Source organism: Streptomyces sp. 2A115 (genome assembly GCF_052245575.1).
In the GTDB taxonomy this organism is placed as follows: Bacteria; Actinomycetota; Actinomycetes; order Streptomycetales; family Streptomycetaceae; genus Streptomyces.
In genome coordinates, this window is record NZ_JBQQCG010000048.1 from 30,847 (window position 1) to 53,623 (window position 22,777).

The window sequence follows — 22,777 nt, forward strand, 5'->3', positions numbered from 1 at the left end:
CAGCACGAGGAGTGGCAAGCGTGGCATCAGGGGCCCTGAAGATCATCAACGCCCGTATCGTCGACGGCACCGACCGCGCGCCCGTGAGCGACGGGGTGGTCGTCACGGACGAGCAGGGCGATCTCGTCCACGTGGGGCCCGCCGAGGGCGCCCCAGGCACGGACGCTGATGTCCGGGTCGTGGATGTGGCCGGCCGGACCGTACTGCCGGGTTTCATCGACTGCCATGTGCACTTCGGCATGGAGCACGGCGCGGACCTGGGCACCCGGTTCGCCGCCGATCCGACCGTGGAGACGTTCCGTACCGCCGAGCGGCTGCGCCGGACTCTGCACGCGGGGGTCACCACCGCGCGTGACCTCGGCGGTCTGCCCTCCGGGTTCCGCACCTCGGTGGCCGAGGGGCTGATCGAGGGGCCCCGACTGCACACCGCGGTCCGGATCATCGGGCACACGGGCGGGCACGCCGACTTCACCACCCCGGGCGGGGTCGACACCAGCGGCGGTGTGGGCGAGATCGCCGACACCGCGGACGAGGTGCGCAAGGCGGTACGGCGGCTGCTGCGGGACGGCGCCGACGTCATCAAGCTCTGTGCGACCGGCGGCATGGGCAGCCCGCACGACCAGCCCGAGGACGAGGGGCTGACCGAGGAGGAGATCCGCACGGTCGTCGACGAGGTGCGGCGGCACGGCGGGCGTCCGGTGGCCGCGCACGCGCAGGGCACGGCCGGCATCCTCAACGCGGTCCGGGGCGGCGTCACCAGCATCGAGCACGGGTACGGCCTCGACGCCGAGGCGCGTGAACTGGCCGGAGAACGGGGCGTGTTCGTCGTACCGACGCTGTCGACGGTCTTCGACGGCATCGACAAAGCGACGATGGCGCCCTACCACTACGCGAAGAAGATGCGCTGGTCCGGGATCACCAAGGAGAACATCTCCGCCGCGATCGCGGACGGGCTGCGGATCGCGATGGGGACGGATGCCGCGATCTGCCCGCACGGCCGGAACCTGCGCGAGCTGATGCATCTCGTGTCGCTCGGGATGTCCCCGATGGACGCGATCGCGGCCGGTACCCGGGTGGCCGCCGAACTGCTGGGCCTCGACGAGCGGTTGGGGACGCTGGAGCCCGGCAAGGCCGCCGACATCGTCGTGTGCGACGGCGATCCGCTGGCCGACATCTCCCTGCTGGCCGAGCCGGCGCACATTCGGTGCGTGGTCCAGCAGGGCGTCGTACGCAAGAACACGCTCACCGACTGAAAGGCGACCGCCGTGCAGGACACCCTCACTCCGCCGGCCCCGGCAGCCGGCAACGGCAGACTCGACCGGCTCATGGGCGGGTTGGAACGCCTGGGCAACCGACTCCCGCACCCCTTCTACCTGTTCGGCGCGCTCTTCGGGGTCCTCGCGCTGGTCTCCACCGCGCTGGCGTGGGCGAACACCGGAGTGACGGTCCCCGGTTCGGACGAACGCCTCGCGATCAAGGGGCTGTTGACCGGGGAGGGCGTCAGCTGGTTCCTCGAGAACGCGCTGACCAACTTCACCGGATTTCCGCCGCTCGGCACCGTCCTGCTGATGATGATGGCCGTCGGGGTCGCCGAGCGGACGGGCCTGCTGGAGACGGCGGTCAAGGCGACCATCGCGCGGGCCCCGGCGCGGCTGCTGCCGTACGTGGTGGCGTTCGTCGCCGCCCAGGGGCACGTGATGAGCGACATCGCGATCCTGGTGATCCCGCCGCTGGCCGCGCTCGCCTTCAAGACCGCCGGGCGCAATCCGGTGGCCGGACTCGTCGGGGCCTTCGCCTGCGTGTGCGCGGGCTATTCGGCGGGGTTCACGGTGGGTGCGCTGGACGCGCTGTACGCGGGCATCACCGAGGAGGTCGCGGCCGCGCTGCCGATGGGCCAGGACGCGCCCACGCATCTGCTGGTCAACTACTTCTTCACCGCCTCGGCCAGCGTGCTGCTCGCCCTCATCGGCGGGTTCCTGACGGCCCGGGTACTGGAGCCGCGGCTGCCGGCGCCCACCGGGGACGGCACCGCGGAAGGGGATTCGCCGGAAGACGGCGAGACGCTGACCACCGAGCTCAGCAAGGAGCAGCGGCGCGGGCTGCTGCTGTCCGCCGCGGCGGTCGGTGTGTACGCGGCCGTGGTGCTCGTCGCCTGGCTGGTGCCGGGCAGCGCGCTGCGGGGCGAGGGCGGGGCGCTCATCCCGTCGCCGGTGCTGAGCGGCGTCGTGCCGCTGCTGTTCGGGGCGTTCATGATCGCGGGTGTGGTGTACGGCGTCGCGGCGCGCACGGTGACGCACAAGAACGACGTGCCCAGGATGATGGGCGAGTCGGTCACCTCGATGTCCTCCTACATCGTGCTGATCCTGGTCATCGCGCAGTTCATCGCGGTCTTCAACTGGTCCAACGTGGGCACCCTGTTGGCGGTGAAGTGCGCGGCGCTACTCAAGTCCGCGGGGCTCACCGGCTTCACCGCACTGGTCCTGTTCGTGCTGGTGGTGAGCCTGCTCAACATGCTCATCTCGTCCGGTTCCGCGCTGTGGTCGCTGATGGCGCCCGTCTTCGTGCCGACGTTCATGCTGATCGGGATGTCGCCGGCGCTGACCCTGGCGGCGTTCCGGATCGCGGACTCGGCGACGCAGATGATCACGCCGTTGAACCCCTATCTGTTCCTCTCGCTGGCGCTGATGCGGAGGTACGAGCCCGGGGCCCAGCTGGGCACGCTGATGTCGCGGCTCGCGATCTATGTCGTGCCGTTCCTGGGGGCGTGGCTGGCGGTGCTCGGGATCTTCTACGCGTTCGATCTGCCGCTGGGGCCGGGGGCCGGGATCGAGATGCCGTAAGGGGTCGGGAAAGGGGCCGGTACGTGAAGGGCGTTAGGGTCGGGGACGTGATTCTGAACGTCCCCGGCTCCGAACCGTCCTCCCCCGCCACCCCCATCTGCTCCGCGAAGGCCTGCCGAGCCGACGCGGTGTGGGTGCTCGCCTGGAACAACCCGAAGCTGCACACCCCGGAACGCCGCAAGACGTGGCTCGCCTGCGAGGAACACCGCGAGCACCTTTCCCAGTTCCTGGGCGTACGCGGCTTCTTGAAGGACGTGGTGCGCCTGGAGGAATGGGTGTCGCCGGAGTAGCCGAGCCCTTAGGGACGCGGGGGGGCTGTATCGATTTGCGGCTCCGCCGCGTGGGCGCCACCGGCCCACGACGGCCCGCAGACTCACACCGGACTCCGTGCTGAGGGCCAAAGACAGCGGGCTGAGCAATCAGCCACCTATCGCCGACATCGGCCTGTCCGGCTGGACGAACGACGGATCGTCCAGACCCGCTCCCGCCTTCTTCCCCCACATGGCGAGCCGCCAGATACGGGCAACCTCTTCATCCGGCGCATCCGAGCGGAGCGCGGCCCGCAGGTCGGTCTCCTCGCGGGCGAAGAGGCACGTGCGGACCTGCCCGTCCGCCGTCAGCCGCGTGCGATCGCAGGCCGAGCAGAACGGACGGGTGACGGAGGCGATCACACCGACCCGGTGCGGACCACCGTCCACGACCCAGCGCTCGGCCGGGGCCGAGCCACGCTCGTCGGAGCCCTCGGCCGTCAGCTCGAAGCGTGTCCGCAGCGAGGTGAGGATGTCGCCCGCGGTGACCATGCCCTCGCGCTTCCAGCCGTGCTGGGCGTCCAGCGGCATCTGCTCGATGAACCGCAGCTCGTAGTCGTGCTCGACGGCCCAGGCGAGCAGGTCCGGGGCCTCGTCGTCATTGAGGCCCGGCATCAGCACGGAGTTGACCTTGACCGGGTTCAGGCCGGCGTCGCGGGCGGCTTCGAGGCCCTCGAGGACGTCCTTGTGGCGGTCGCGGCGGGTGAGGGTCTTGAAGACGTCCGGGCGGAGCGTGTCCAGCGAGACGTTGACCCGGTCCAGGCCTGCCGCCTTCAGGGCGGTCGCCGTGCGCTTGAGGCCGATGCCGTTGGTGGTGAGAGACGTCTGGGGACGCGGCTCCAGGGCGGCCACGCGCTCCACGATGCCCACGATGCCGGGGCGCAGCAGAGGCTCACCGCCGGTGAAGCGGACCTCGGTGATGCCCAGCCGGGTCACGGCTATGTCTATGAGACGGACGATCTCGTCGTCCGTGAGCAGGTCGGGCTTGGCCAGCCACTGCAGGCCTTCCTCCGGCATGCAGTACGTACACCGCAGGTTGCAGCGGTCGGTCAGCGAGACGCGCAGGTCGGTGGCCACTCGGCCATAGGTGTCGATGAGCACGTGGGCCCCCTCCCTCGATACGGACCAGGACGCGGGTCGGACTGCTCCGAGCGATCAGCCTGACCGATACCAGCGAGCCTACGTGACGGGACTGACAAAAACGGCGGCCAGGATCACACCAGACGCGCCGCGGCCGCGTCGTAGGGATCTACGACGCGGCCGCTCAGCGGGACGGTTCAGTGCGCTCCGGTGCCCGTGAGGGAGCGAACCTCCAGCTCGGCGTACTTGGCGGTGTCCGGCTCCTCCTTGGAGATCATCGTGCCGAGCCAGCCCAGCAGGAAGCCGACCGGGATCGAGATGATGCCCGGGTTCTCCAGCGGGAACCAGTGGAAGTCGACGTCCGGGAACATCGAGCTCGCCTTGCCCGAGACGACCGGCGAGAACAGCACCAGTACGACCGCCGTGGTGAGACCGCCGTAGATCGACCACAGCGCGCCCTGGGTGGTGAACCGCTTCCAGAAGAGGCTGTAGAGGATGGTCGGCAGGTTGGCGGACGCGGCGACCGCGAAGGCGAGGGCGACCAGACCGGCGACGTTGAGGTCGCGGGCGAGGGCGCCGAGGCCGATGGAGACGACGCCGATGCCGATCGTCGCGTAGCGGGCGGCCCTGACCTCTTCCTTCTCGGTTGCCTCGCCCCTCCTGATGACGTTCGCGTAGATGTCGTGCGCGAACGACGAGGACGAGGCCAGGGTCAGGCCGGCGACGACCGCGAGGATCGTGGCGAAGGCGACCGCGGAGATGGTGGCGAGCAGGATCGCGCCCCACGCCGAATCGACGCCGCCGATGTGCAGCGCGAGCAGTGGCGCGGCCGTGTTGCCCGCCGGGTTGGAATCGGTGATCTCCTTCTGGGAGATGAGCGCCGCCGCTCCGAAGCCGAGCGCGATGGTCATCAGGTAGAAGCCGCCGATGATGCCGATCGCCCAGTTCACGGACTTCCGCGCGGCCTTGGCGTTGGGCACCGTGTAGAAGCGGATCAGGATGTGCGGCAGGCCCGCGGTGCCCAGCACCAGCGCGATGCCCAGCGAGATGAAGTCGATCTTCGAGGTGGTCGTGAGGCCGTACTTCAGACCGGGCTCGAGGAACGCCGAGCCCTTGCCGCTGTTCTCGGCCGCCGAGCCGAGCAGGTCGGAGATGTTGAAGTTGAACTTGAGCAGCACCAGGAAGGTGATGAGCAGGGTGCCGCCGATGAGCAGCACAGCCTTGACCATCTGGACCCAGGTGGTGCCCTTCATGCCGCCGATGGTCACGTACACGATCATCAGGACGCCGACCAGGGCGACGATGGCGACCTTCCCGGCGTCGGTGGTGATGCCGAGCAGCAGGGAGACGAGGACGCCCGCGCCGGCCATCTGCGCCAGCAGGTAGAAGATCGAGACGACGATCGTGGAGGTGCCGGCGGCGGTACGCACCGGTCGCTGGCGCATGCGGTACGCGAGGACGTCGCCCATCGTGTACCGGCCGGAGTTGCGCAGCGGTTCGGCGACCAGGAGCAGCGCCACGAGCCAGGCCACGAGGAAGCCGATGGAGTACAGGAAGCCGTCGTATCCGAAGAGCGCGATGGCGCCCGCGATGCCGAGGAACGAGGCGGCGGACATGTAGTCGCCGGAGACGGCGAGGCCGTTCTGGAAGGCGCTGAACTGGCGGCCGCCCGCGTAGAAGTCGGCGGCGTCCTTGGTCTGCCGGCCCGCCCAGACGGTGATGGCGAGCGTCGCGAGGACGAAGACCGCGAACAGGGAGATGATCAGCGGCCGGTGCTCGCTGGCCTCGTTCGCCGCGAGCTGGACCTGACTCGTGGCGAGCTGGGCCTGGGTGATCGCGGGGCTCATGCGCCGCCCTCCATCCGGGACTTGATCGCTTCCGCCTTCGGGTCGAGCTTCGCGGCGGCGTGGCGGGAGTACCACCAGGCGATGAGGAACGTACTGACGAACTGGGCGATGCCGAAGACGAAGGCGACGTTGATGTTGCCGAACAGCTTGGTGCCCATGAAGTCGCCCGCGTAGTTGGACAGCAGGACGTACAGCAGGTACCAGGCGATGAAGCCGACGGTCAGCGGAAAGGCGAACGAGCGGTGGGAGCGGCGCAGATCACCGAACTCAGCGCTCTCCTGTACCTCGACGAACTCCTCGGTCGTGGGGAAGTGAGGTTCGGCCTTCGAGGGGGGCGGTGCGTCGGTAGCCACGGAGTCTCCTCGCGTTGCGGGTGCGGTTGCGACGTTGGACGGGGGCGCAGGGGTGTCGGGGGACGAATTCGGTACGGACATGGCTGTTTCTGACCTCGCGGTGATGTGGATCACGTGGGCCGAGTGGCGATGCTAGGGCCCTCGGGCGTGATCCGAACAGGGGGCTCGACGGTGCTCGGGCTCCCTGCTCAACGTCACGGAGCCACGCGAGAACCGGTTCAACTCCCGGCGCTTCTTTCCGAAGTCGTAGCCGGTCTTTCCGAAGACATCCCCGGAAGTCATTGCTGGCCAGGGACGACGAGAGATAGCTTCGGCCAAGCAGTATTCCGTCATGTACCTGCCCGATACCTGCCCGAGCACCATCTGTGTTCGGGCCGGTTCCGTTTCCGGATGATGTGGAGATCCCATGGCTCATCTGCGCTCCAGACGCCGTCTCGCTCTCGCCGTGCCAGTCGCGCTGTCCCTCACCGCCTCGCTCGGCTTCCTGCCGGGTGTCGCCTCCGCCGCTCCGTCGGCCGCATCCGCCGCGACGTCGGCGGACGGTCCGAACCTCGCGTACGTGGTCAACACCAAGTCGGACCGCGGCACGATCGCGTCGGTGAAGAAGGCGATCGCGAAGGCCGACGGCACTGTCGTCACCACGTACGACAAGATCGGCGTCATCGTCGTCCACTCGGCGAACCCGGACTTCGGCAAGGAGATACGCGCCGTACGCGGCGTGCAGTCCGCGGGCGCCACGCGCACCACGCCGCTGACCGCGGCGGGGACGACCGACGAGGGCGCCGCCGACTATCTGTCGGCCGCGGAGGCCGCCAAGGTCGAGGCCGCCGCCGTCCCGGAGAGCGAGCCCCTCGAGGCCGACCAGTGGGACCTGCGCGCGATCGGCGCCGACAAGGCCGCGAAGATCAACCCGGGCAGCAAGAAGGTGACGGTCGCCGTCATCGACACGGGCGTGGACGACACCCACCCGGACCTGGCACCGAACTTCTCCGCGTCGCAGTCCGCCAACTGCGTGGGCGGCGTGGCCGACACGAGCGAGGGCGCCTGGCGTCCGTACACCGCCGACGACTACCACGGCACGCATGTCGCCGGTGAGATCGCCGCCGCCCGCAACGACATCGGCGTCGCCGGTGTCGCGCCCGGCGTGAAGGTCTCCGGCATCAAGGTCAGCGACCCGGACAACGGACTCTTCTACCCGGAGAGTGTTGTCTGCGCGTTCGTGTTCGCAGCCGACCACGGCGTCGAGATCACGAACAACAGCTACTACGTGGACCCTTGGCTCTACAACTGCGTGGACGACCCCGACCAGAAGGCGATCGTCGACGCCGTCAACCGGGCCCAGCTGTACGCCACGAAGAAGGGCACCCTGCACGTCGCGTCGGCCGGCAACTCGAACCACGACCTGGACTCGGACGCCATCGTCGACGACACCAGCCCCGACGACTCGACCCCGGTCACCCGCACGATCGACCCGCACGAGTGCTTCGACGTGCCGACCCAGCTGCCCGGCATCGTCACGGTCAGCGCGACGGGCGTGAACAGCCTCAAGTCGTACTACTCCACATACGGCAAGGGTGTTGTCGACGTGGCCGCTCCCGGTGGTGACCGGCTCTACCAGATCCCGGACACCCCGTCGAAGAACGGCCGCATCCTCTCCACGATGCCGAACAACCAGTACGGCTTCCTGCAGGGCACGTCGATGGCGTCACCGCACGCCTCCGGTGTCGCCGCGCTCCTGAAGTCCAAGTACCCGTGGGCGACTCCGGCCCAGCTGCAGGCGCTGCTCAAGGCCCAGGCGGACAACCCGGGTTGCCCGGACTCGTACGACCAGGACGGCAACGGCACGCAGGACGCCACGTGTGAGGGCGGCACGCGGGTGAACGGCTTCTACGGTTACGGAATCGTCAACGCGCTGAAGGCGGTCAAGTAGGCGGTCCCGTCCGCCACTTCGGACGTGTGCCATCTTCGGAACCGGTCCCGCACGACCCGTACCGCCCGCACAGCTCGCACGGCCCGTACAGCTCGTCAAGCGAACGAACTGGAGACAGCATGACAGCGCCTCGTACGCGCTCCCGTCGCGTCATAGCGATCCCGCTGGGGATGGCCATGGCGTCGGCCCTCGCCTTCCTGCCGAACGTCAACGCGTCGGCGGCCGCCCCGACGGCCGAACCTGCCCCACTGAGCGCGGCGGACGTCTCGGCGGAGGCAACCCCGCTCAGCTATGTCGTCAACGTCCGCCCCGGGTACGGCACTTCCTCGTACGTGAAGAAGGCCATCGCCAAGGCCGGCGGCACGATCGTGACGTCGTACGACCAGATCGGCGTGATCGTCGTCCACTCGTCGAACGCCGACTTCGCCAAGACCATCCGTGAGGTGCGCGGCGTTCAGTCGGCGGGCTCGACGCGCACCGCGCCGCTGCCCGCGCAGTCCACGACCGATGTCGGCACCCCCAAGGTGCTCACCTCGGAGCAGATCGCGGACGTCGAGGCGGAGGCCGGGCAGGACCCGTTGGAGCCCCTGCAGTGGGACCTGCCCGCCATCAAGGCGGACAAGGCCCACGAGAAGACGCTCGGCAGCGACAAGGTCACCGTCGCCGTCATCGACACCGGCGTCGACGACACGCACCCCGACATCGCGCCGAACTTCGACCGCGACGCGTCGGTCAACTGCGTGACGGGCAAGCCGGACACGACCGACGGGGCGTGGCGGCCGAGCGCCGCCGAGAGCCCGCACGGCACGCATGTCGCGGGAGAGATCGCGGCCGCCAAGAACGGCGTCGGCGTCACTGGTGTCGCGCCGGGCGTGAAGGTCTCCGGGATCAAGGTCTCCACGACGGCCGGCTTCTTCTACACGGAGGCCGTCGTCTGCGGCTTCGTGTGGGCTGCCGAGCACGGCGTGGACGTCACCAACAACAGCTATTACACCGACCCTTGGTACTTCAACTGCAAGGACGACCCGGACCAGAAGGCCCTCGTCGAGGCCATCACCCGGGCGTCGAAGTACGCGGAGAAGAAGGGCACGGTCAACGTCGCGGCGGCGGGCAACGAGAACTACGACCTCGCCGCGGACGAGATCACCGACCCGGTCTCGCCGAACGACTCGACTCCGTCGGATCGCGTCATCGACCCGTCCGAGTGCCTTGACATCCCGACCCAGCTGCCGGGTGTCGTCACGGTCGCGGCGACCGGCGCGAAGGGCATCAAGTCGTCCTTCTCCAACCACGGCCTGGGCGTCATCGACATCGCGGCTCCCGGCGGCGACTCGACGGCGTACCAGACCCCGGCCCCGCCGGCCACCAGCGGCCTCATCCTCGGCCCGATCCCGGGCGGCAAGTGGGGCTACATGGCCGGTACGTCGATGGCGTCCCCGCACGTGGCGGGCGTCGCCGCGCTCATCAAGTCGACGCACCCGAAGGCTCCGGCCTCGCTGGTCAAGGCCCTGCTGTACGCCGAGGCCGACGCCACGGCGTGCACCGACCCGTACGACATCAACGGCGACGGCAAGGTCGACGCGGTCTGCGAGGGCCCGAAGAACTACAACGGCTTCTACGGCTGGGGCACCGCGGACGCGCTGGACGCGGTGACGAAGTAGGGATCGTTTTGATCGTCTGAGGACGGTCGTCTGAGGACGCGGGTGAGAACGATCGAGTGAGAGCGGTCGGGCCGGGCGGAAGGATCCGCCCGGCCCTTCCGTCGCACCCCCGGGTCGACCCTGCTCTCGCGGGTCTCGACCGTTGTGCGGCCGGGCCGGCGTTGGCGCGGACGGCGAGGTGGCTCATGAGCGGTTTCAGGTCCAACGCCTCGCATGGCCCGTACACCTCGCCCGCCCCGTACGCCTGCGACAACTCGGACACCTCGTACGATGACCCCGCTCCCCGGCTCGCGGAGACGGTCGGCAAGCTCGGCCGGATGAGGTACGCACGGCCGCCGGTCTCCTTCGAGGGCGGGCCGGAGAACTGGTCGCGGCCGCCCGGCCCCTGGGGTACGGATTCCCCGCGGTGGGCCTGAGCCTGAGTCACAAAGGCGGTCGGAAGCGTATGGATGGGCGGAATGCCGTTCCGCCAGTTTTTTTCCAGGACTTGCCCGGATCTGTGAAGACTGGTGAAGATCTTGAGGTGAGTTCGATCAGACCGATTGCCGACACGGGTGACGAGGCGAGTGACGAGGCGGGCGCGTCCCGGGTGGGCGCGGCCGTCGTGCGTCGTGCCGTCGCCCTCCTCGCCCTGGTGGCCCTCGCCGCACTGATTCCGCTGCTCGGGCCGCCCACCGCGCTCCGCGGCACGGGCGAGGCCGCCGCGCCCGGAGTCGGCGGGATCGCGCTACTGCGGACGGTCCTGTTCGCGGCGGTCTGCGTCTCGGCGGGCGAACTCTTCGCCACCCGGCTGGCGCACAGGGTGCCGGGCGCACCCCTGGAGGACGCGCCCCGCAGCTGGGCCCCCTACGCGGCCGCCGCCGGCTTCGTCGCCGCGCTCGGCCTCGCCTCGGTCGTGGCCACCGGCAACCTGGTGCCGCGCAGCCTCTCCGACATGGATATCGGCGGCCTCTACGAGACCCGGGACGGCACGCTCGCGCTCCTGGAGGTCAACGCGTTCGTCGTGGCGGGCCTGTGCGCCCTCTCGCGCCGCCCGGCCACCCAGGCATGGCCGCTGGCCGCGGTGGCCGTCGCGGAGGCACTGCGCGCCCACCCCGTCACGGAGCAGAGCCCGCTGGTCGGCTCCGGTCTGACGCTCGTTCATGTGACATGCGCCGCCCTGTGGGTGGGCGGCCTGCTGCACGTCCTGCGCATGCTGCGGCGGTGGCGAAACAGTGCCCCCGGGGAGGGCATCGCGTTGCTGGGCCTCTACGCGCGCGTGGCGGCCGTCCTGCTCGCCGCGATCACCGCGACAGGGGTGTGGAGCACGTTGCGCCGGATGCCGCCCGGCACGGTCCTGGACCAACTGACGACGACGGCGTACGGGCGCACCCTGCTCGCCAAGGTGCTCCTCGTGCTCACCGTCGCCGCCCTCGCCCTGTGGGCCCGCCACCGGCTGCGCCGTGCGGCCGACGCGCTCACCGCCCACTCCCCCGCGGGGGCGGAGGTCGTGGTGCTGGGCGTGGTGGTCGCGGTCTCGGCCGTACTCACGGCGCTGCCGGTGCCGATCCGCTGGTGACATCCAGGAGTACCTCCGGACGCGCACCGGATACCTCCATGACTCCTCTGACCAGCAGGTACTGCGCCGTCACATAGGTGAGTATGATCCAGAAGTCGGGCCGCGGAAGCTGCGGCCACCCGGCGACGCCGGAGGCGATGAGCGTGTCCGAGAGCAGGAAGAGGACACCCCCGAGCCCCGCGACGAACCCGAGCCGCGTGGCGCCGTACGCCATCGCCGTCAGCAGCAGGCTGTAGCCGACGACAGGGGCCCGGAGATCGGTGGGGAGGCCGGGCCACAGGAGGGTGACGCTGACGACGAGGGCGATGGCGTACGCGGCGGCCGTGAGCCATGTCCCGGTCCGCCCACGCGCGCGTGGAGTGCTCTTTTTGAAAAGCAGCAAGTAGCACACGTGGCCCGCCGCGAAGGACGCCATCCCGGCGAGGAAGGCCGGCTCGGCGTCGAAGAGCAGTAGGACATCGCCACCCCACCCGAAGAGCAGGGCGGCGACGAGGAGCCGAGGCCCACCGCGTACGAGTACGCAGGCGGCGAGCAGGGGCATCAGGAGGGGCTTGGCCGACGTATGCCCCGCGTCGTACCCGGTGGCCAGGGAGACGAGGTCCACGACCGCCACCAGACCGAACGGAACGAGCAGCACGCGCGCGTGGCGTGGTCTCACGCGACGGGCTCCGTGACCGCGGCCTTCTCAGCCGGCGGGACCGGCTGCCAGCCCGGCCCGCGGAACACCCGGCCCGCCCGCTCCCGCCAACTCCCCGCCGATCTCAGGTCCCTGGCGATGGCGGCGTACTCGTGCGTGGCGACCCGTAGCGGGTTGTACGTGTCGATGTTCTTGGTCAGCCCGTACACCGGCCGCTCGGCCTCCGGGACGAACGACCCGAAGAGCCGGTCCCAGACGATCAGGATTCCGCCGAAGTTCCGGTCGAGGTATCCGCCTTGGGAGGCGTGATGTACGCGGTGGTGCGAGGGCGTGTTGAAGACGGCCTCGAAGGCCCGGGGCAGCTTGTCTATGCGCTCGGTGTGGATCCAGAACTGGTACACGAGGTTCGTGGACGAGCAGAACGCGAGCGCGGCCGGGTGCACGCCGAGGGCGATGAGGGGGACGTAGAACGGCCATACGGTCCAGCTCGTCCACGGCTGCCGCAGTGCGGTGGTGAGGTTGAACTTCCGGCTGGAGTGGTGCACGACGTGACAGGCCCAGAGGATGCGGATCACGTGATGCCCGCGGTGCGACCAGTAGTAGAAGAAGTCCTGCGCCAGCAACATCAGTGGCACGGTCCACCACAGAACAGGCACGCGCAGTGGTGTCAGCTCATATAGGGCCGTGTAAATGGCGACGATCGGAATCTTCCACAGCAGGTCGAAGACCAGACTGCCGAGCCCCATGCCGACACTCGTCGCGGCATCCTTCGCCTCGTACCCCGCGGCATCCTCGTCCGGATGGACCCTGACACTCACCACCTCGATCACGGTGAGCAGCAAAAAGGCGGGTATCGACCACAGCACGACATCGGGCAGGTTCGGCATGTGTGAACCGTAGGACCGCTGGTCAGCCGCGACCAGACGTTGTTACCCACAAGTATTACCGGGGGTACGCGCTTACTTCTTGGTGATCTCCGCCAAACGGCTCGGCGCAGACCGCGACATCCTCGTTCTCCCAGGACCACCGCACTGGTTGACCAGATGTCAGAAAAGGGACCCGTGTTCGCACAACCCGCCGAGGAGGACCGACTCCGGGGACAGGACTGTCAGTCACGCCCTTTATCCTCAATGACCATGCTCGAAGACCGTACGACCGCAGCGTCCGAAGCCTCCTGGCCGGCCGCGTATCCGCAGGGATACGCGGTCGTCGACGTGGAAACCACAGGACTGGCCCGCGACGACCGCATAGTGTCGGCCGCGGTCTACCGGCTGGACGCGCTCGGCGAGGTCGAGGACCACTGGTACACGATGGTCAACCCGGAGCGGGACCCGGGGCCGGTGTGGATCCACGGTCTGACGAGCGACATGCTCGAAGGGGCGCCCCTCTTCCCGGACATCGCCGAGGAGTTCGCGGCCCGGCTCGACGGCCGCGTGCTCGTCGCGCACAACGCGGTGTTCGACTGGTCGATGATCGCCCGGGAGTACGCGCGTGCGGAGCGCGAGGCGCCGGTCCGTCAGCGGCTGTGCACCATCGCGCTGTCCAAGGAGCTGGGCCTGCCACTGGCCAACCACAAACTGGAGTCGCTCGCGGCCCACTTCGGCGTCGTACAGCAGCGTGCGCACCACGCCCTGGACGACGCGCGCGTGCTGGCCGAGGCGTTCCGGCCGAGCCTGCGGGCCGCCGCGCGCGACGGCGTGCGGCTGCCGCTGCTGGAGTGCCGGCCACTGACGGAGTGGTCGGACCGGGCGGTACCGCGGATCGGGCGGCAGTCCGGCGGCGGATCGGGCGGTGGCTATCCGTCCGGGAGTTGGCGACCCTCACGCAAGCGGCCCGCCTGCCCGTATCCCAACCCTGGGCGGTACGTACCGGACAAGCCGCTCAAGCAGGGCATGCGCATCGCCTTCTCCGGGGACACCTCGGTCGAACGCGAGCTCTTGGAGGACCGCGCCGTCGAGGCCGGTCTGCACGTCGCGACGAGCCTGTCCCGACTCACCAGCCTCCTCGTCACGAACGATCCGGACTCCGGTACGTCCAAGGTGGTCAAGGCACGCCAGTTCGGCACCCCGGTCGTCGACGAGGCGGCGTTCGGACAGCTGCTGCGGGACGTGGAGCCGGCGTCGGAGGCGTGAGCGGACGTCCAGGCCTCAGGGCCTGCGGGTGAGCGCGGACATCCGGTCGTACGGGTGATTGGCGGGCGACTCGCCCGGCGACCGCTCGCCCGTACCGCCCTGGCGGCCCACCCTGTGGCGCATGGCACGTTGCGAGGTCTGCGGAAACGACTACGGCATGTCGTTCGAGGTGCACGCGCAGGGCGCGGTGCACGTCTTCGACTGCTTCTCCTGCGCCATCCACCGCATGGCGCCCATCTGCGAACACTGTCGCGTCCAGATCATCGGCCAGGGGGTCGAGGTCGAGGGCCATTGGTACTGCGGAGCGCACTGCGCCCGCGCCGAGGGGAGGACGGGAATCGTCGACAAGGTCTGAGCCCGCACGTAACCGTGGAAGCGGACTCGTCGTTGCACCTCGTGCCGCGGCAACGCACAAATCCTTGATCCCCGCCGACGCGGGGGTGATCCGCGGTAGACCCCACAACCGTACAAGTCGGTCATGTGGTCCCCGCCTCTGCGGGGTTGCGGCCCTCGACGGGACCCTCCCGTCGAGGGCCGTTTTGTACGGGGTACCGTCAATGAGGTGTACCGCTTCCTGTTGTCCCGGCAGTGGGTGATCCTCACCCTCATCACGCTCGCGCTCATCCCGACGATGATCGAGCTGGGCTACTGGCAGCTGCACCGGCACGAGAACCGGGTCGCGCTGAACCAGGTGATCTCCGACTCGCTGTCGGCGAAGCCGGTGCCCGCCGAGTCGCTCACCGCGCCGGGCCGTGCGGTCAACCATGACGAGCTGTACCGCCGGGTCACCGCGAAGGGCACCTTCGACACCGCGCACGAGGTCGTCGTCCGCCGCCGCACCAACTCCGACGACAAGGTCGGCTTCCACGTGCTGACCCCCTTCGTCCTGGACGACGGCCGCGTCCTCATGGTCAACCGCGGCTGGATTCCGGCGAACGGCGTGCAGACCGAGTTCCCGAAGATCCCCGCACCCGCGAAGGGCGAGATCACCGTCACCGGCCGGCTGATGGCCGATGAGACGACCGGCGAGAGCGGCATCAAGGACCTCAGCGGCCTCCCCGACCGCCAGGTCATGCTCATCAACAGCGAGCAGCAGGCGAAGCTCCTCGGCAAGAAGGTCCTCGGCGGCTACATCGAGATGACCTCGCCCGAGCCCAAGGGCGACAGCCCCGAGCTGCTCGCGGAGCCCGACCACGGCAGCATCGGTCCCCATATGGCGTACGCCGTCCAGTGGTGGCTGTTCGCCGCGGGCGTCCCCGTGGGCTGGGTCATCCTGGTCCGCCGCGAGCGCCGGGACCGGGCGGAGGCGGCCACCGCGGAGGCCACGCCGGAGGCGGAACCAGCCGCCGTGTAGCCGACGCGCCACGCCGCCCGGAGTAATCACCCCGGGTGCCGGGAACCCGGCACGCGTGCACCCATCCATCGAGGACTACGCACTCATCGGTGACCACCAGACCGCCGCCCTGGTCGGGCGGGACGGGTCGATCGACTGGCTTTGCCTACCACGGTTCGACTCGGCGGCCTGCTTCGCGAAGCTGCTGGGGGACGAGGAGAACGGGCACTGGCGGGTCGCTCCGATGGGAGCGGACGCCTGCACCCGGCGGGCGTACCGGCCCGACTCCCTCGTCCTCGACACGGAGTGGGAGACCGAGGACGGCACGGTACGGGTCACCGATCTGATGCCGCAGCGTGACCGCGCCCCCGACGTCGTACGGATCGTCGAAGGCGTCAAGGGCCGGGTGACCGTACGCAGCACGCTGCGGCTGCGCTTCGACTACGGCTCGGTCGTGCCCTGGATGCGCAAGGCCGACAGCCATCGCGTGGCCGTCGCGGGCCCGGACTCGGTGTGGCTGCGCAGCGAACCCGCCGTGCGCACCTGGGGCAAGGACTTCGGCACGCACTCCGAGTTCACGATCGCCGAGGGCGAGAAGGTCGCCTTCGTACTGACCTGGCACCCCTCGCACGAGCCGCGCCCCCCGCTCGTCGACCCGCACGAGTCGCTGGCCACGAGCCTCGACGACTGGCAGAGGTGGGCGGGCCGCTGCCGCTACGCCGGCCCGCACCGGGACGCGGTCATCCGCTCCCTGATCACCCTCAAGGCCCTCACGTACGCTCCGACCGGCGGCATCGTCGCGGCCCCCACGACCTCGCTCCCCGAGGAACTCGGGGGCGTACGCAACTGGGACTACCGCTACTGCTGGCTGCGCGACTCCACGCTCACCCTGGGCGCGTTGCTCGCCTGCGGCTACCAGGACGAGGCCGAGGCCTGGCGCGACTGGCTGCTGCGCGCGGCCGCGGGCGACCCGGCGGACCTGCAGATCATGTACGGCCTGGCGGGCGAGCGGCGGATCCCCGAGTACGAGCTGCCGTGGCTGCCGGGATTCCGCGGCTCGACGCCGGTCCGGATCGGCAACGACGCCGTACGGCAGTTGCAGCTCGACGTGTACGGCGAGGTCGTCGACTCCCTCACGCTCGCGCACGACGCGGGCCTGCCCGTCAAGCCGCACATGTGGCGTCTGCGGCTGGCCCTGATGGAATTCCTGCGGTCGCACTGGCGCGAGCCGGACGAGGGACTGTGGGAAGTACGAGGCCCACGCCGCCAGTTCGTGCACTCGAAGGTGATGGCGTGGGTGGCCGCCGACCGCACCGTTCGCGCGCTGGAGGAGACTCCCGGCCTGCGCGGCGACGCGGACCGCTGGCGGGCGATGCGCGACGAGGTGCACCGCGAGGTGTGCGAGCGCGGCTACGACCCCGAGCGGAACACCTTCACGCAGTCATACGGTTCCCGCGAACTGGACGCCGCACTGCTGCTCATCCCCCGTCTCGGCTTTCTGCCGCCGGACGACCCGCGGGTGGTGGGGACGATCGACGCGGTGCGCGACGAGCTCGGGAGCGAGGGTTTTCTGCGCCGCTACAGCTCGGAGCAGACGGTCATCGACGGGCTGCCGGGCCGCGAGGGCACGTTCCTGGTCTGCTCGTTCTGGCTGGCGGACGCGCTGCACATGACCGGGCGCAAGAAGGAGGCGCGCGAATTGTTCGAGCGCCTCGTCTCGCTCTGCAACGACGTGGGGCTGCTGGCGGAGGAGTACGACCCCGTGGGCGGCGGCCAACTCGGCAACTTCCCGCAGGCGTTCAGCCATATCGGCCTGGTGGGCACCGCCCTCGCCCTGTTCGGTGAGGACGGGGAGGGAGACGATGAGGGGGAGGACGGAGGAGAGGCTGAGGGGCAGGATGAAGGCCCCGACGAGGAGGGGGCAGGATAGAGACCATGGATCTTGGACTGAAGGACCGTGTCTACGTCGTCACCGGAGCAACGCGCGGCCTGGGCCACGCCTCCGCGCGTGAACTCGTCGCCGACGGCGCGAAGGTGATCATCACGGGGCGCGACGAGAAGACGGTGGCCGAGGCCGCGACTGCGCTCGGCCCGAACGCGCACGGCGTCGCCGTGGCCAACGCCGATCCGGCGGCCCCGGAGAACCTGATCGCGGCCGCCCGCGAGTACTTCGGCGGCTTCGACGGCATCCTGATCAGCGTCGGCGGCCCGCCGCCCGGCTTCGTCGCCGACAACACGGACGAGCAGTGGCAGTCGGCGTTCGAGTCCGTCTTCCTGGGCGCGGTGCGGCTGGCTCGCGCGGCGGCCGCGGAGCTGGGCGAGGGCGGCGTCATCGGCTTCGTACTCTCCGGTTCGGTGCACGAGCCGATCCCGGGCCTGACCATCTCCAACGGCCTGCGTCCCGGTCTCGCGGGCTTCGCCAAGTCGCTCTCGGACGAGCTCGGCCCGCGCGGCATCCGTGTTGTCGGCGTGCTCCCGGCCCGTATCGACACGGACCGCGTGCGCGAGTTGGACGGGTACTCCGCGGATCCCGAGGCGACGCGGGCGGCCAACGAGTCGCGGATTCCGCTCCGTCGGTACGGCACGCCGGAGGAGTTCGGGCGGACGGCCGCGTTTTTGTTGTCTCCGGCTGCGTCTTATCTGACGGGGATCATGGTTCCTGTTGATGGTGGGGCTCGGCACGGGTTCTGAACGGCGGGGTTGTTGTGTGTCTGCGGGCAGTGGGGGCTGAGCGCGCAGTTCCCCGCGCCCCTTTGGGGCGCCTTCAGCTGACCCTTTCCGCACGGTGTTTGACCCCGCGCAGCCGGACCTCCGCCGGGAGTGACGCCAGCCCGGCCGAGTCCCGCGCGTGGGCGAGCGCCTCCGCCGTCAGGCGGTGCAGCGCGTCCCCTGGACCGGCGTGCGGTTCCAGGAGCAGCTGGACGCGCGCCTCGGGGAAGCTGCGCCGCCCGGTGAGCGCCACCTGCGCACGCTCGACCCCGTCCAACGCCCCCGCCTCACTGGCCAGTACGCCCTCCAGCGCCCGCCCGCGCAGCAGCGCGCCCTCGCCGTCGCCGGTGTCGACGAGCACCTCGGCGAGCCGGCGCCGCCGCAGCACGGCCGTCAGCCACCACAGGGCGAGCAGCACGACCACGGCGAGTACGGCGATGACGGTGGGCCACCACCAGCCGTCGTCCCGCCACCGCGTCCGGTCCGCGTCGCTCAGCAGCACGTCCTGCCGCCCGTCGTGGATCCACCACGAGGGCGGCTTCGCGCCGAGGCCGACCGCCAGCACGGAACCGCCGAGCACGACAAGGACCAGGCCCGCCAGGCCCAGCAGAACACGGTTCACGATCCTCAGCATCGGCTCATCCCTTCCGGCCCGGCCGCGCTACATGCACCGACAGCGCCGGGCGCCGGGCGAGCCCGAGTCCCCTGATGCCGTCGGCCAGCGCGGCGTCCAAGTCGGCACGTACGTCGTCCAGTTCACGGAAGTGCGACACGGCGCGGACATCGACCTTCGTACGCCCCATGCTGACCCGCACCGACCGCACACCGGACACCTCCATGGCCCGGTCGCGGAGCACCATGGCGGCCGCGCCCCGGTGCAGTCCGGCCCGTACGTCGGCCTGGGCGCGCCGCATCGGCAGGACATCGCGCAGGCCGGGGGTCGCGGCGAGCACGAGCAGCCAGACGCCGAGGGCCGTGGCGACCCCGGCGCCGACGAGCACCCAGGTGTCGTCGAGGGGCCGCTCGGCGAGTTCGCGGGCCAGGGACCTGCGCCACCGCATGGCCGACCGGTCGGCACGCACGGCGGCGACGTCGTACAGCAGGAGACCCACGCCGGCCAGGACCAGCAGGGCGAGGACGCCCGCCGGGACGCGGCGCGCCGACCAGAAGCGGCCCTCCCCGTCGTCGGTGTCGTCGAGGGTCGGCAGCGGTTCGTAGTCCGCCGCGGACGCGGACTGGCCGAGTTCGGTCTCGGGCGCCTTCTCGATCGCCTCGTCGATGACGGGCAGTTGCCGGGTGCTCTCGGAGCCCTGGGGCTCGCTCATTGGATCCTCCCGAGTGCCGCGCCACGCGCCTGTGCCGAATGCAGCCGCTCCACCTGGACAGCGACCTCGGGCACCTGCATCCCCGCCAACGTCTCTACCCGCTGGGCAACTTGACGACGCACGGCACCGCACTGGCCGCCGATGTCGGAGGGATAGTCGAGTTCGAGACTGACCCGGACGCGGGCGACGCCGTGGTGCACGACGACGGAGGCGTGCGGGGGTACGGCGTCGGGCGGCGGCGCGTCGAGGGCCTCACGCGCCGCGCGTGCGGCGATCTTCGCGACGACCCGGTCGGCGATCCGGGTCGCACCGCGCTCGGCCGGCGCGACGGCCCGGCCGGGGCTGCCCGACCGGATGCCCGCACCGGACCCACCGGCCGCAGCCGACCCACCGGCCGCAGCGGACGCACCGGCCGCAGCCGACCCACCGGCCGCAGCGGACGCACCGGCCGCAGCGGACGCACCGGCCGGAGCGGACTCGCTCGACACGTGCGTCACCGGCGCCGGTCGTCGCGCGTGCCGCGGGTGCGGAAGAAGTCACCGGGGTCCAGGTCCCCCTCCAGGTATCGGCCCACGACGAACCCGATGGCGCCCAGCGCCGCCACCAGGAGGAAGGCACCGAACCCGCCGAAGTACCCGGCGAAGCCCAGCGCCATTCCGGCGATCATGCCGATCACGGCCATGCTCATGGTGCGCTCCTCAGCAGGTCTCCGGCGGGTCGCCGATACGGCTTTCACTGGAGCCGGGTCTCCGGCTCCTCTTCCTCTTCTTCCGGCAGCTTGACGTCGCTGACCGCGATGTTGACCTCGACGACCTCCAGGCTCGTCATCCGCTCGACGGCCGCGATGACGTTCTCCCGCACGGCACGGGCGACATCGCCGATGGACACGCCGTACTCGACGACGATCTCCAGGTCGAGCGCGGTCTGCAGTTCGCCGACCTCTGCCTTGACACCGCGCGTGGCGGACTTCGCGCCGCCGCCGGGGACCCGGTCGCGTACCGCGCCGAAGGTCCGCGAGAGCCCGCTGCCCATCGCGTGGACGCCGAGGACGTCGCGGGCGGCGAGCCCGGCGATCTTCTCGACCACGCCGTCGGCGATGGTGGTACGCCCCCGGGTGGCCGGATCGCCACCGCCGCGCTTGGTCACATTGGTCTTCCTGGTCTGCTGCGGGTCCGGCTGCTCACCCTGGGGGGTCTCCGGCCGCTCCCGCTGAGTCATGTCGGTCATCGCCGTTCGTCCCTTTCGGTTGGCCCCTTTGCCCACACTAAGCGGCGTTGCCCGGTCGCGCGCCGGGGATGCGGCAGGCTGGGGCAATGACGGCGGATCGATGGACAGAGGTGGTTCGGCATCAGCTCGGCCTTGGTCGGCTGGTGCCCTTGGGCGGCCCGCGCGACGGCGCGTGGATCACGGAGCGGGCGGCCGTCTCGGCACTGCGCCGCGCGACAGACAACGTGCCGGGCGTACGCCTCGGCTCGCTAAGGCTCTCGCTCACCGATCCGGAGGACGTGTACGAGGCCGCCGTACCGCCTCCGCCCAGCGCGCTGCCGCCCGGGCCGCTCCGGATCAGCGCGGAGTTCGCGGCCACGCTCACGCCCGGCGAACCACTCCCGACCACCGCGTCCCGCCTGCGCGCGGCCCTTGTCTCGGTGTCGACGGAGCGGCTCGGGCTGACGGTCACGGAGGTGGATCTCCGGGTGACGGGCTTGCTGGACACGGACGTCACGGCGCAGGACGTCACAGGGCAGGACGTGACAGCGCAGGACGAGGAAGACGTACACCCTGACGATCGACAGCCCGCCGAAGAGCCTGAGCCGGACACCGACGAGTCCCGGGTGGCCGCCGCCGCACTGTCCGTCCCGGGCGTGACCCGCCTGACCCGCGCACTCGGCGGCCTGGGCCGGGCGGTGCACATCGAGGAGCGGCCAGGCGATACCGCCCTTCCACGCCGCCACGTCCGCGTGGAGATCGAGGTCCGGGCGGCCGAACGCACGCTGGAGGTGGCCCGAGCCGTCCGAACGACGGTCACCGATGCACTCCCGGACCACCCAACCGTGGCCGTACTGGTCACAGCAGTGACGGGCTGACCCCTGCGTCAATCGCGCTCCGTCAGACGCGCCCTTAAGGGGCGCGGGGAACTGCGCGATCAGCCCCCACCGACCCGCACATCACGCACCGCCCTCGGCACGTCCCTCGCGCGGAGCGCAACGACACCCCGCGCCCCGCGGAGCGCTAGTCACCGACCCCAGCCAGATCCCGCAGTCGCCGCCCCTGCGCCGCCCGTTCCGCAACCCGCTGATCCGCATACGTACGGTCCACGGCCCCCTGGAGCAAGGCCTTGGTCTCAATAAGAGCGTCCCGCGGCGCAGCCAGAAGCGCCGCCGCCAGATCCCGGACGGCACCGTCAAGCTGGTCAGCGGGCACAGCAAGGTTGGCGAGCCCGGTCCGCTCCGCCTCCTCGGCCGACACGAACCGCCCCGTCGCACAGATCTCCAGCGCCCGGGCGTACCCCACGAGCCCGACCAGCGGATGCGTCCCCGTGAGGTCCGGTACGAGGCCCAGACTGGTCTCGCGCATGGCGAACTGCACGTCGTCGGCGACGACGCGCAGGTCACAGGCGAGCGCGAGCTGGAAGCCCGCCCCGATGGCATGCCCTTGCACGGCCGCGATGGACACGATGTCGCTCCGTCGCCACCAGGTGAAACCCTCCTGGTACCCGGCGATGGTCGCGTCGAGCTCGGCGTCGGAACCGCGTGCGAGATCGATGAAGGACGGCTCGCCGTCGAAACCCTCGGGCGTGAACGCCTGCCGGTCGAGCCCCGCGGAGAAGGACTTGCCTTCGGCGCGCAGCACGACAACCCGGACGGTGCCCGGCAGGAGTTGCCCCGCCTCGGCCAACGCCCGCCACAGAGCGGGGCTCTGCGCGTTGCGCTTGGCCGGGTTGGCCAGCGTCACCGTGGCGATCGCGTCGTCGACGGTGAGCCGTACGCCGTCCTTGTCGAGCAGCGGGTCGAACGAAGCCATGGGGCCCTCCGATGGGTGCGGTCAGAGGGAGTGCCGTACGGGC

The 22,777-nt window shown here is 70.3% G+C and carries 24 protein-coding genes; 13 read left to right on the top strand and 11 right to left on the bottom strand.

What is annotated here, in order from left to right; translation table 11 throughout:
* Positions 1–11: 11 nt before the first annotated feature.
* From ACTWQR_RS33620 to ACTWQR_RS33630, 3 genes are read left to right on the top strand one after another with little or no spacing between them, the layout of a single operon-like run.
* Positions 12–1,253, top strand: coding sequence for an amidohydrolase family protein (locus ACTWQR_RS33620; protein WP_443230982.1), 1,242 nt, complete (start codon positions 12–14; stop codon positions 1,251–1,253).
* Between the two features lie 12 nt (positions 1,254–1,265).
* Positions 1,266–2,840 carry an AbgT family transporter gene (locus tag ACTWQR_RS33625; protein ID WP_443230983.1) on the top strand — a complete coding sequence of 525 codons (1,575 nt, stop codon included), beginning with the start codon at positions 1,266–1,268 and terminating at the stop codon, positions 2,838–2,840.
* A gap of 47 nt (positions 2,841–2,887) precedes the next feature.
* Positions 2,888–3,130 carry a hypothetical protein gene (locus ACTWQR_RS33630; RefSeq protein ID WP_443230984.1) on the top strand — a complete coding sequence of 81 codons (243 nt, stop codon included), beginning with the start codon at positions 2,888–2,890 and terminating at the stop codon, positions 3,128–3,130.
* Between the two features lie 129 nt (positions 3,131–3,259).
* Here the strand turns inward: ACTWQR_RS33630 and moaA are convergent, their stop codons facing one another.
* From moaA to ACTWQR_RS33645, 3 genes are all read right to left on the bottom strand, one after another.
* On the bottom strand, positions 3,260–4,249 hold the full coding sequence (gene moaA, locus ACTWQR_RS33635; RefSeq protein ID WP_443230985.1) for a GTP 3',8-cyclase MoaA: 990 nt from the start codon (positions 4,247–4,249) through the stop codon (positions 3,260–3,262).
* A gap of 176 nt (positions 4,250–4,425) precedes the next feature.
* Positions 4,426–6,075 carry a solute symporter family protein gene (locus tag ACTWQR_RS33640; protein ID WP_443230986.1) on the bottom strand — a complete coding sequence of 550 codons (1,650 nt, stop codon included), beginning with the start codon at positions 6,073–6,075 and terminating at the stop codon, positions 4,426–4,428.
* Positions 6,072–6,428, bottom strand: a complete 357-nt coding sequence (locus ACTWQR_RS33645) for a DUF485 domain-containing protein (RefSeq protein ID WP_443230987.1) — start codon at positions 6,426–6,428, stop codon at positions 6,072–6,074. The genes ACTWQR_RS33640 and ACTWQR_RS33645 overlap by 4 nt, the downstream gene beginning before the upstream one ends.
* A gap of 406 nt (positions 6,429–6,834) precedes the next feature.
* Here ACTWQR_RS33645 and ACTWQR_RS33650 point away from each other — a divergent pair, with 406 nt between their 5' ends.
* The 4 genes from ACTWQR_RS33650 (at position 6,835) to ACTWQR_RS33665 (ending at position 11,577) form a co-directional block, all read left to right on the top strand.
* Positions 6,835–8,358 carry a S8 family peptidase gene (locus ACTWQR_RS33650; RefSeq protein WP_443230988.1) on the top strand — a complete coding sequence of 508 codons (1,524 nt, stop codon included), beginning with the start codon at positions 6,835–6,837 and terminating at the stop codon, positions 8,356–8,358.
* Positions 8,359–8,477: 119 nt separating this feature from the next.
* On the top strand, positions 8,478–10,019 hold the full coding sequence (locus ACTWQR_RS33655; RefSeq protein ID WP_443230989.1) for a S8 family peptidase: 1,542 nt from the start codon (positions 8,478–8,480) through the stop codon (positions 10,017–10,019).
* 185 nt (positions 10,020–10,204) lie between these two features.
* Positions 10,205–10,435, top strand: a complete 231-nt coding sequence (locus ACTWQR_RS33660; protein ID WP_443230990.1) for a hypothetical protein — start codon at positions 10,205–10,207, stop codon at positions 10,433–10,435.
* A gap of 107 nt (positions 10,436–10,542) precedes the next feature.
* Positions 10,543–11,577 carry a CopD family protein gene (locus tag ACTWQR_RS33665; protein ID WP_443230991.1) on the top strand — a complete coding sequence of 345 codons (1,035 nt, stop codon included), beginning with the start codon at positions 10,543–10,545 and terminating at the stop codon, positions 11,575–11,577.
* Here the strand turns inward: ACTWQR_RS33665 and ACTWQR_RS33670 are convergent.
* On the bottom strand, positions 11,546–12,235 hold the full coding sequence (locus ACTWQR_RS33670) for a lysoplasmalogenase (protein ID WP_443230992.1): 690 nt from the start codon (positions 12,233–12,235) through the stop codon (positions 11,546–11,548). The two genes, ACTWQR_RS33665 and ACTWQR_RS33670, sit on opposite strands and share 32 nt — an antisense overlap.
* Positions 12,232–13,101 carry a sterol desaturase family protein gene (locus tag ACTWQR_RS33675; protein WP_443230993.1) on the bottom strand — a complete coding sequence of 290 codons (870 nt, stop codon included), beginning with the start codon at positions 13,099–13,101 and terminating at the stop codon, positions 12,232–12,234. The genes ACTWQR_RS33670 and ACTWQR_RS33675 overlap by 4 nt, the downstream gene beginning before the upstream one ends.
* Before the next feature lie 249 nt (positions 13,102–13,350).
* On the opposite strand from ACTWQR_RS33675, the gene ACTWQR_RS33680 reads away from it, so the two are divergent.
* From ACTWQR_RS33680 to ACTWQR_RS33700, 5 genes are all read left to right on the top strand, one after another.
* Positions 13,351–14,346 (top strand): DEDDh family exonuclease, encoded by a 996-nt coding sequence (locus ACTWQR_RS33680; protein ID WP_443230994.1) that lies wholly within the window; start codon positions 13,351–13,353, stop codon positions 14,344–14,346.
* Between the two features lie 121 nt (positions 14,347–14,467).
* Positions 14,468–14,701, top strand: coding sequence for a hypothetical protein (locus tag ACTWQR_RS33685; RefSeq protein ID WP_443230995.1), 234 nt, complete (start codon positions 14,468–14,470; stop codon positions 14,699–14,701).
* 207 nt (positions 14,702–14,908) lie between these two features.
* Positions 14,909–15,700: an SURF1 family cytochrome oxidase biogenesis protein gene (locus ACTWQR_RS33690; protein ID WP_443230996.1), complete on the top strand. Its 792-nt coding sequence runs from the start codon at positions 14,909–14,911 to the stop codon at positions 15,698–15,700.
* A gap of 55 nt (positions 15,701–15,755) precedes the next feature.
* On the top strand, positions 15,756–17,609 hold the full coding sequence (locus ACTWQR_RS33695; RefSeq protein WP_443230997.1) for a glycoside hydrolase family 15 protein: 1,854 nt from the start codon (positions 15,756–15,758) through the stop codon (positions 17,607–17,609).
* Positions 17,610–17,614: 5 nt separating this feature from the next.
* Positions 17,615–18,370, top strand: coding sequence for an SDR family oxidoreductase (locus ACTWQR_RS33700; protein WP_443230998.1), 756 nt, complete (start codon positions 17,615–17,617; stop codon positions 18,368–18,370).
* Positions 18,371–18,443: 73 nt separating this feature from the next.
* On the opposite strand, the gene amaP is transcribed toward ACTWQR_RS33700, so the two are convergent.
* From amaP to ACTWQR_RS33725, 5 genes are all read right to left on the bottom strand, one after another.
* Complete coding sequence (gene amaP, locus ACTWQR_RS33705) at positions 18,444–19,022, bottom strand: alkaline shock response membrane anchor protein AmaP (RefSeq protein WP_443230999.1); 579 nt, start codon at positions 19,020–19,022, stop codon at positions 18,444–18,446.
* Positions 19,023–19,026: 4 nt separating this feature from the next.
* Complete coding sequence (locus tag ACTWQR_RS33710) at positions 19,027–19,713, bottom strand: DUF6286 domain-containing protein (protein ID WP_443231000.1); 687 nt, start codon at positions 19,711–19,713, stop codon at positions 19,027–19,029.
* Positions 19,710–20,069 (bottom strand): hypothetical protein, encoded by a 360-nt coding sequence (locus tag ACTWQR_RS33715; RefSeq protein WP_443231030.1) that lies wholly within the window; start codon positions 20,067–20,069, stop codon positions 19,710–19,712. Before ACTWQR_RS33715 ends, ACTWQR_RS33710 begins: the two co-directional genes overlap by 4 nt.
* Positions 20,070–20,206: 137 nt before the next feature.
* The gene (locus ACTWQR_RS33720) at positions 20,207–20,401 is read right to left on the bottom strand and encodes a hypothetical protein (protein ID WP_443231001.1); all 195 of its coding nucleotides are present in this window, start codon (positions 20,399–20,401) and stop codon (positions 20,207–20,209) included.
* A 44-nt stretch (positions 20,402–20,445) separates the two neighbouring features.
* Positions 20,446–20,940, bottom strand: a complete 495-nt coding sequence (locus tag ACTWQR_RS33725; RefSeq protein ID WP_443231002.1) for an Asp23/Gls24 family envelope stress response protein — start codon at positions 20,938–20,940, stop codon at positions 20,446–20,448.
* A gap of 86 nt (positions 20,941–21,026) precedes the next feature.
* Here ACTWQR_RS33725 and ACTWQR_RS33730 point away from each other — a divergent pair, with 86 nt between their 5' ends.
* Entirely contained in the window at positions 21,027–21,797 is a 771-nt protein-coding gene (locus tag ACTWQR_RS33730; RefSeq protein WP_443231003.1) for a nucleopolyhedrovirus P10 family protein, read from the top strand.
* Positions 21,798–21,942: 145 nt separating this feature from the next.
* Here ACTWQR_RS33730 and ACTWQR_RS33735 read toward each other — a convergent pair whose 3' ends face one another.
* Positions 21,943–22,734 (bottom strand): enoyl-CoA hydratase/isomerase family protein, encoded by a 792-nt coding sequence (locus tag ACTWQR_RS33735; RefSeq protein WP_443231004.1) that lies wholly within the window; start codon positions 22,732–22,734, stop codon positions 21,943–21,945.
* Positions 22,735–22,777: the final 43 nt, after the last annotated feature.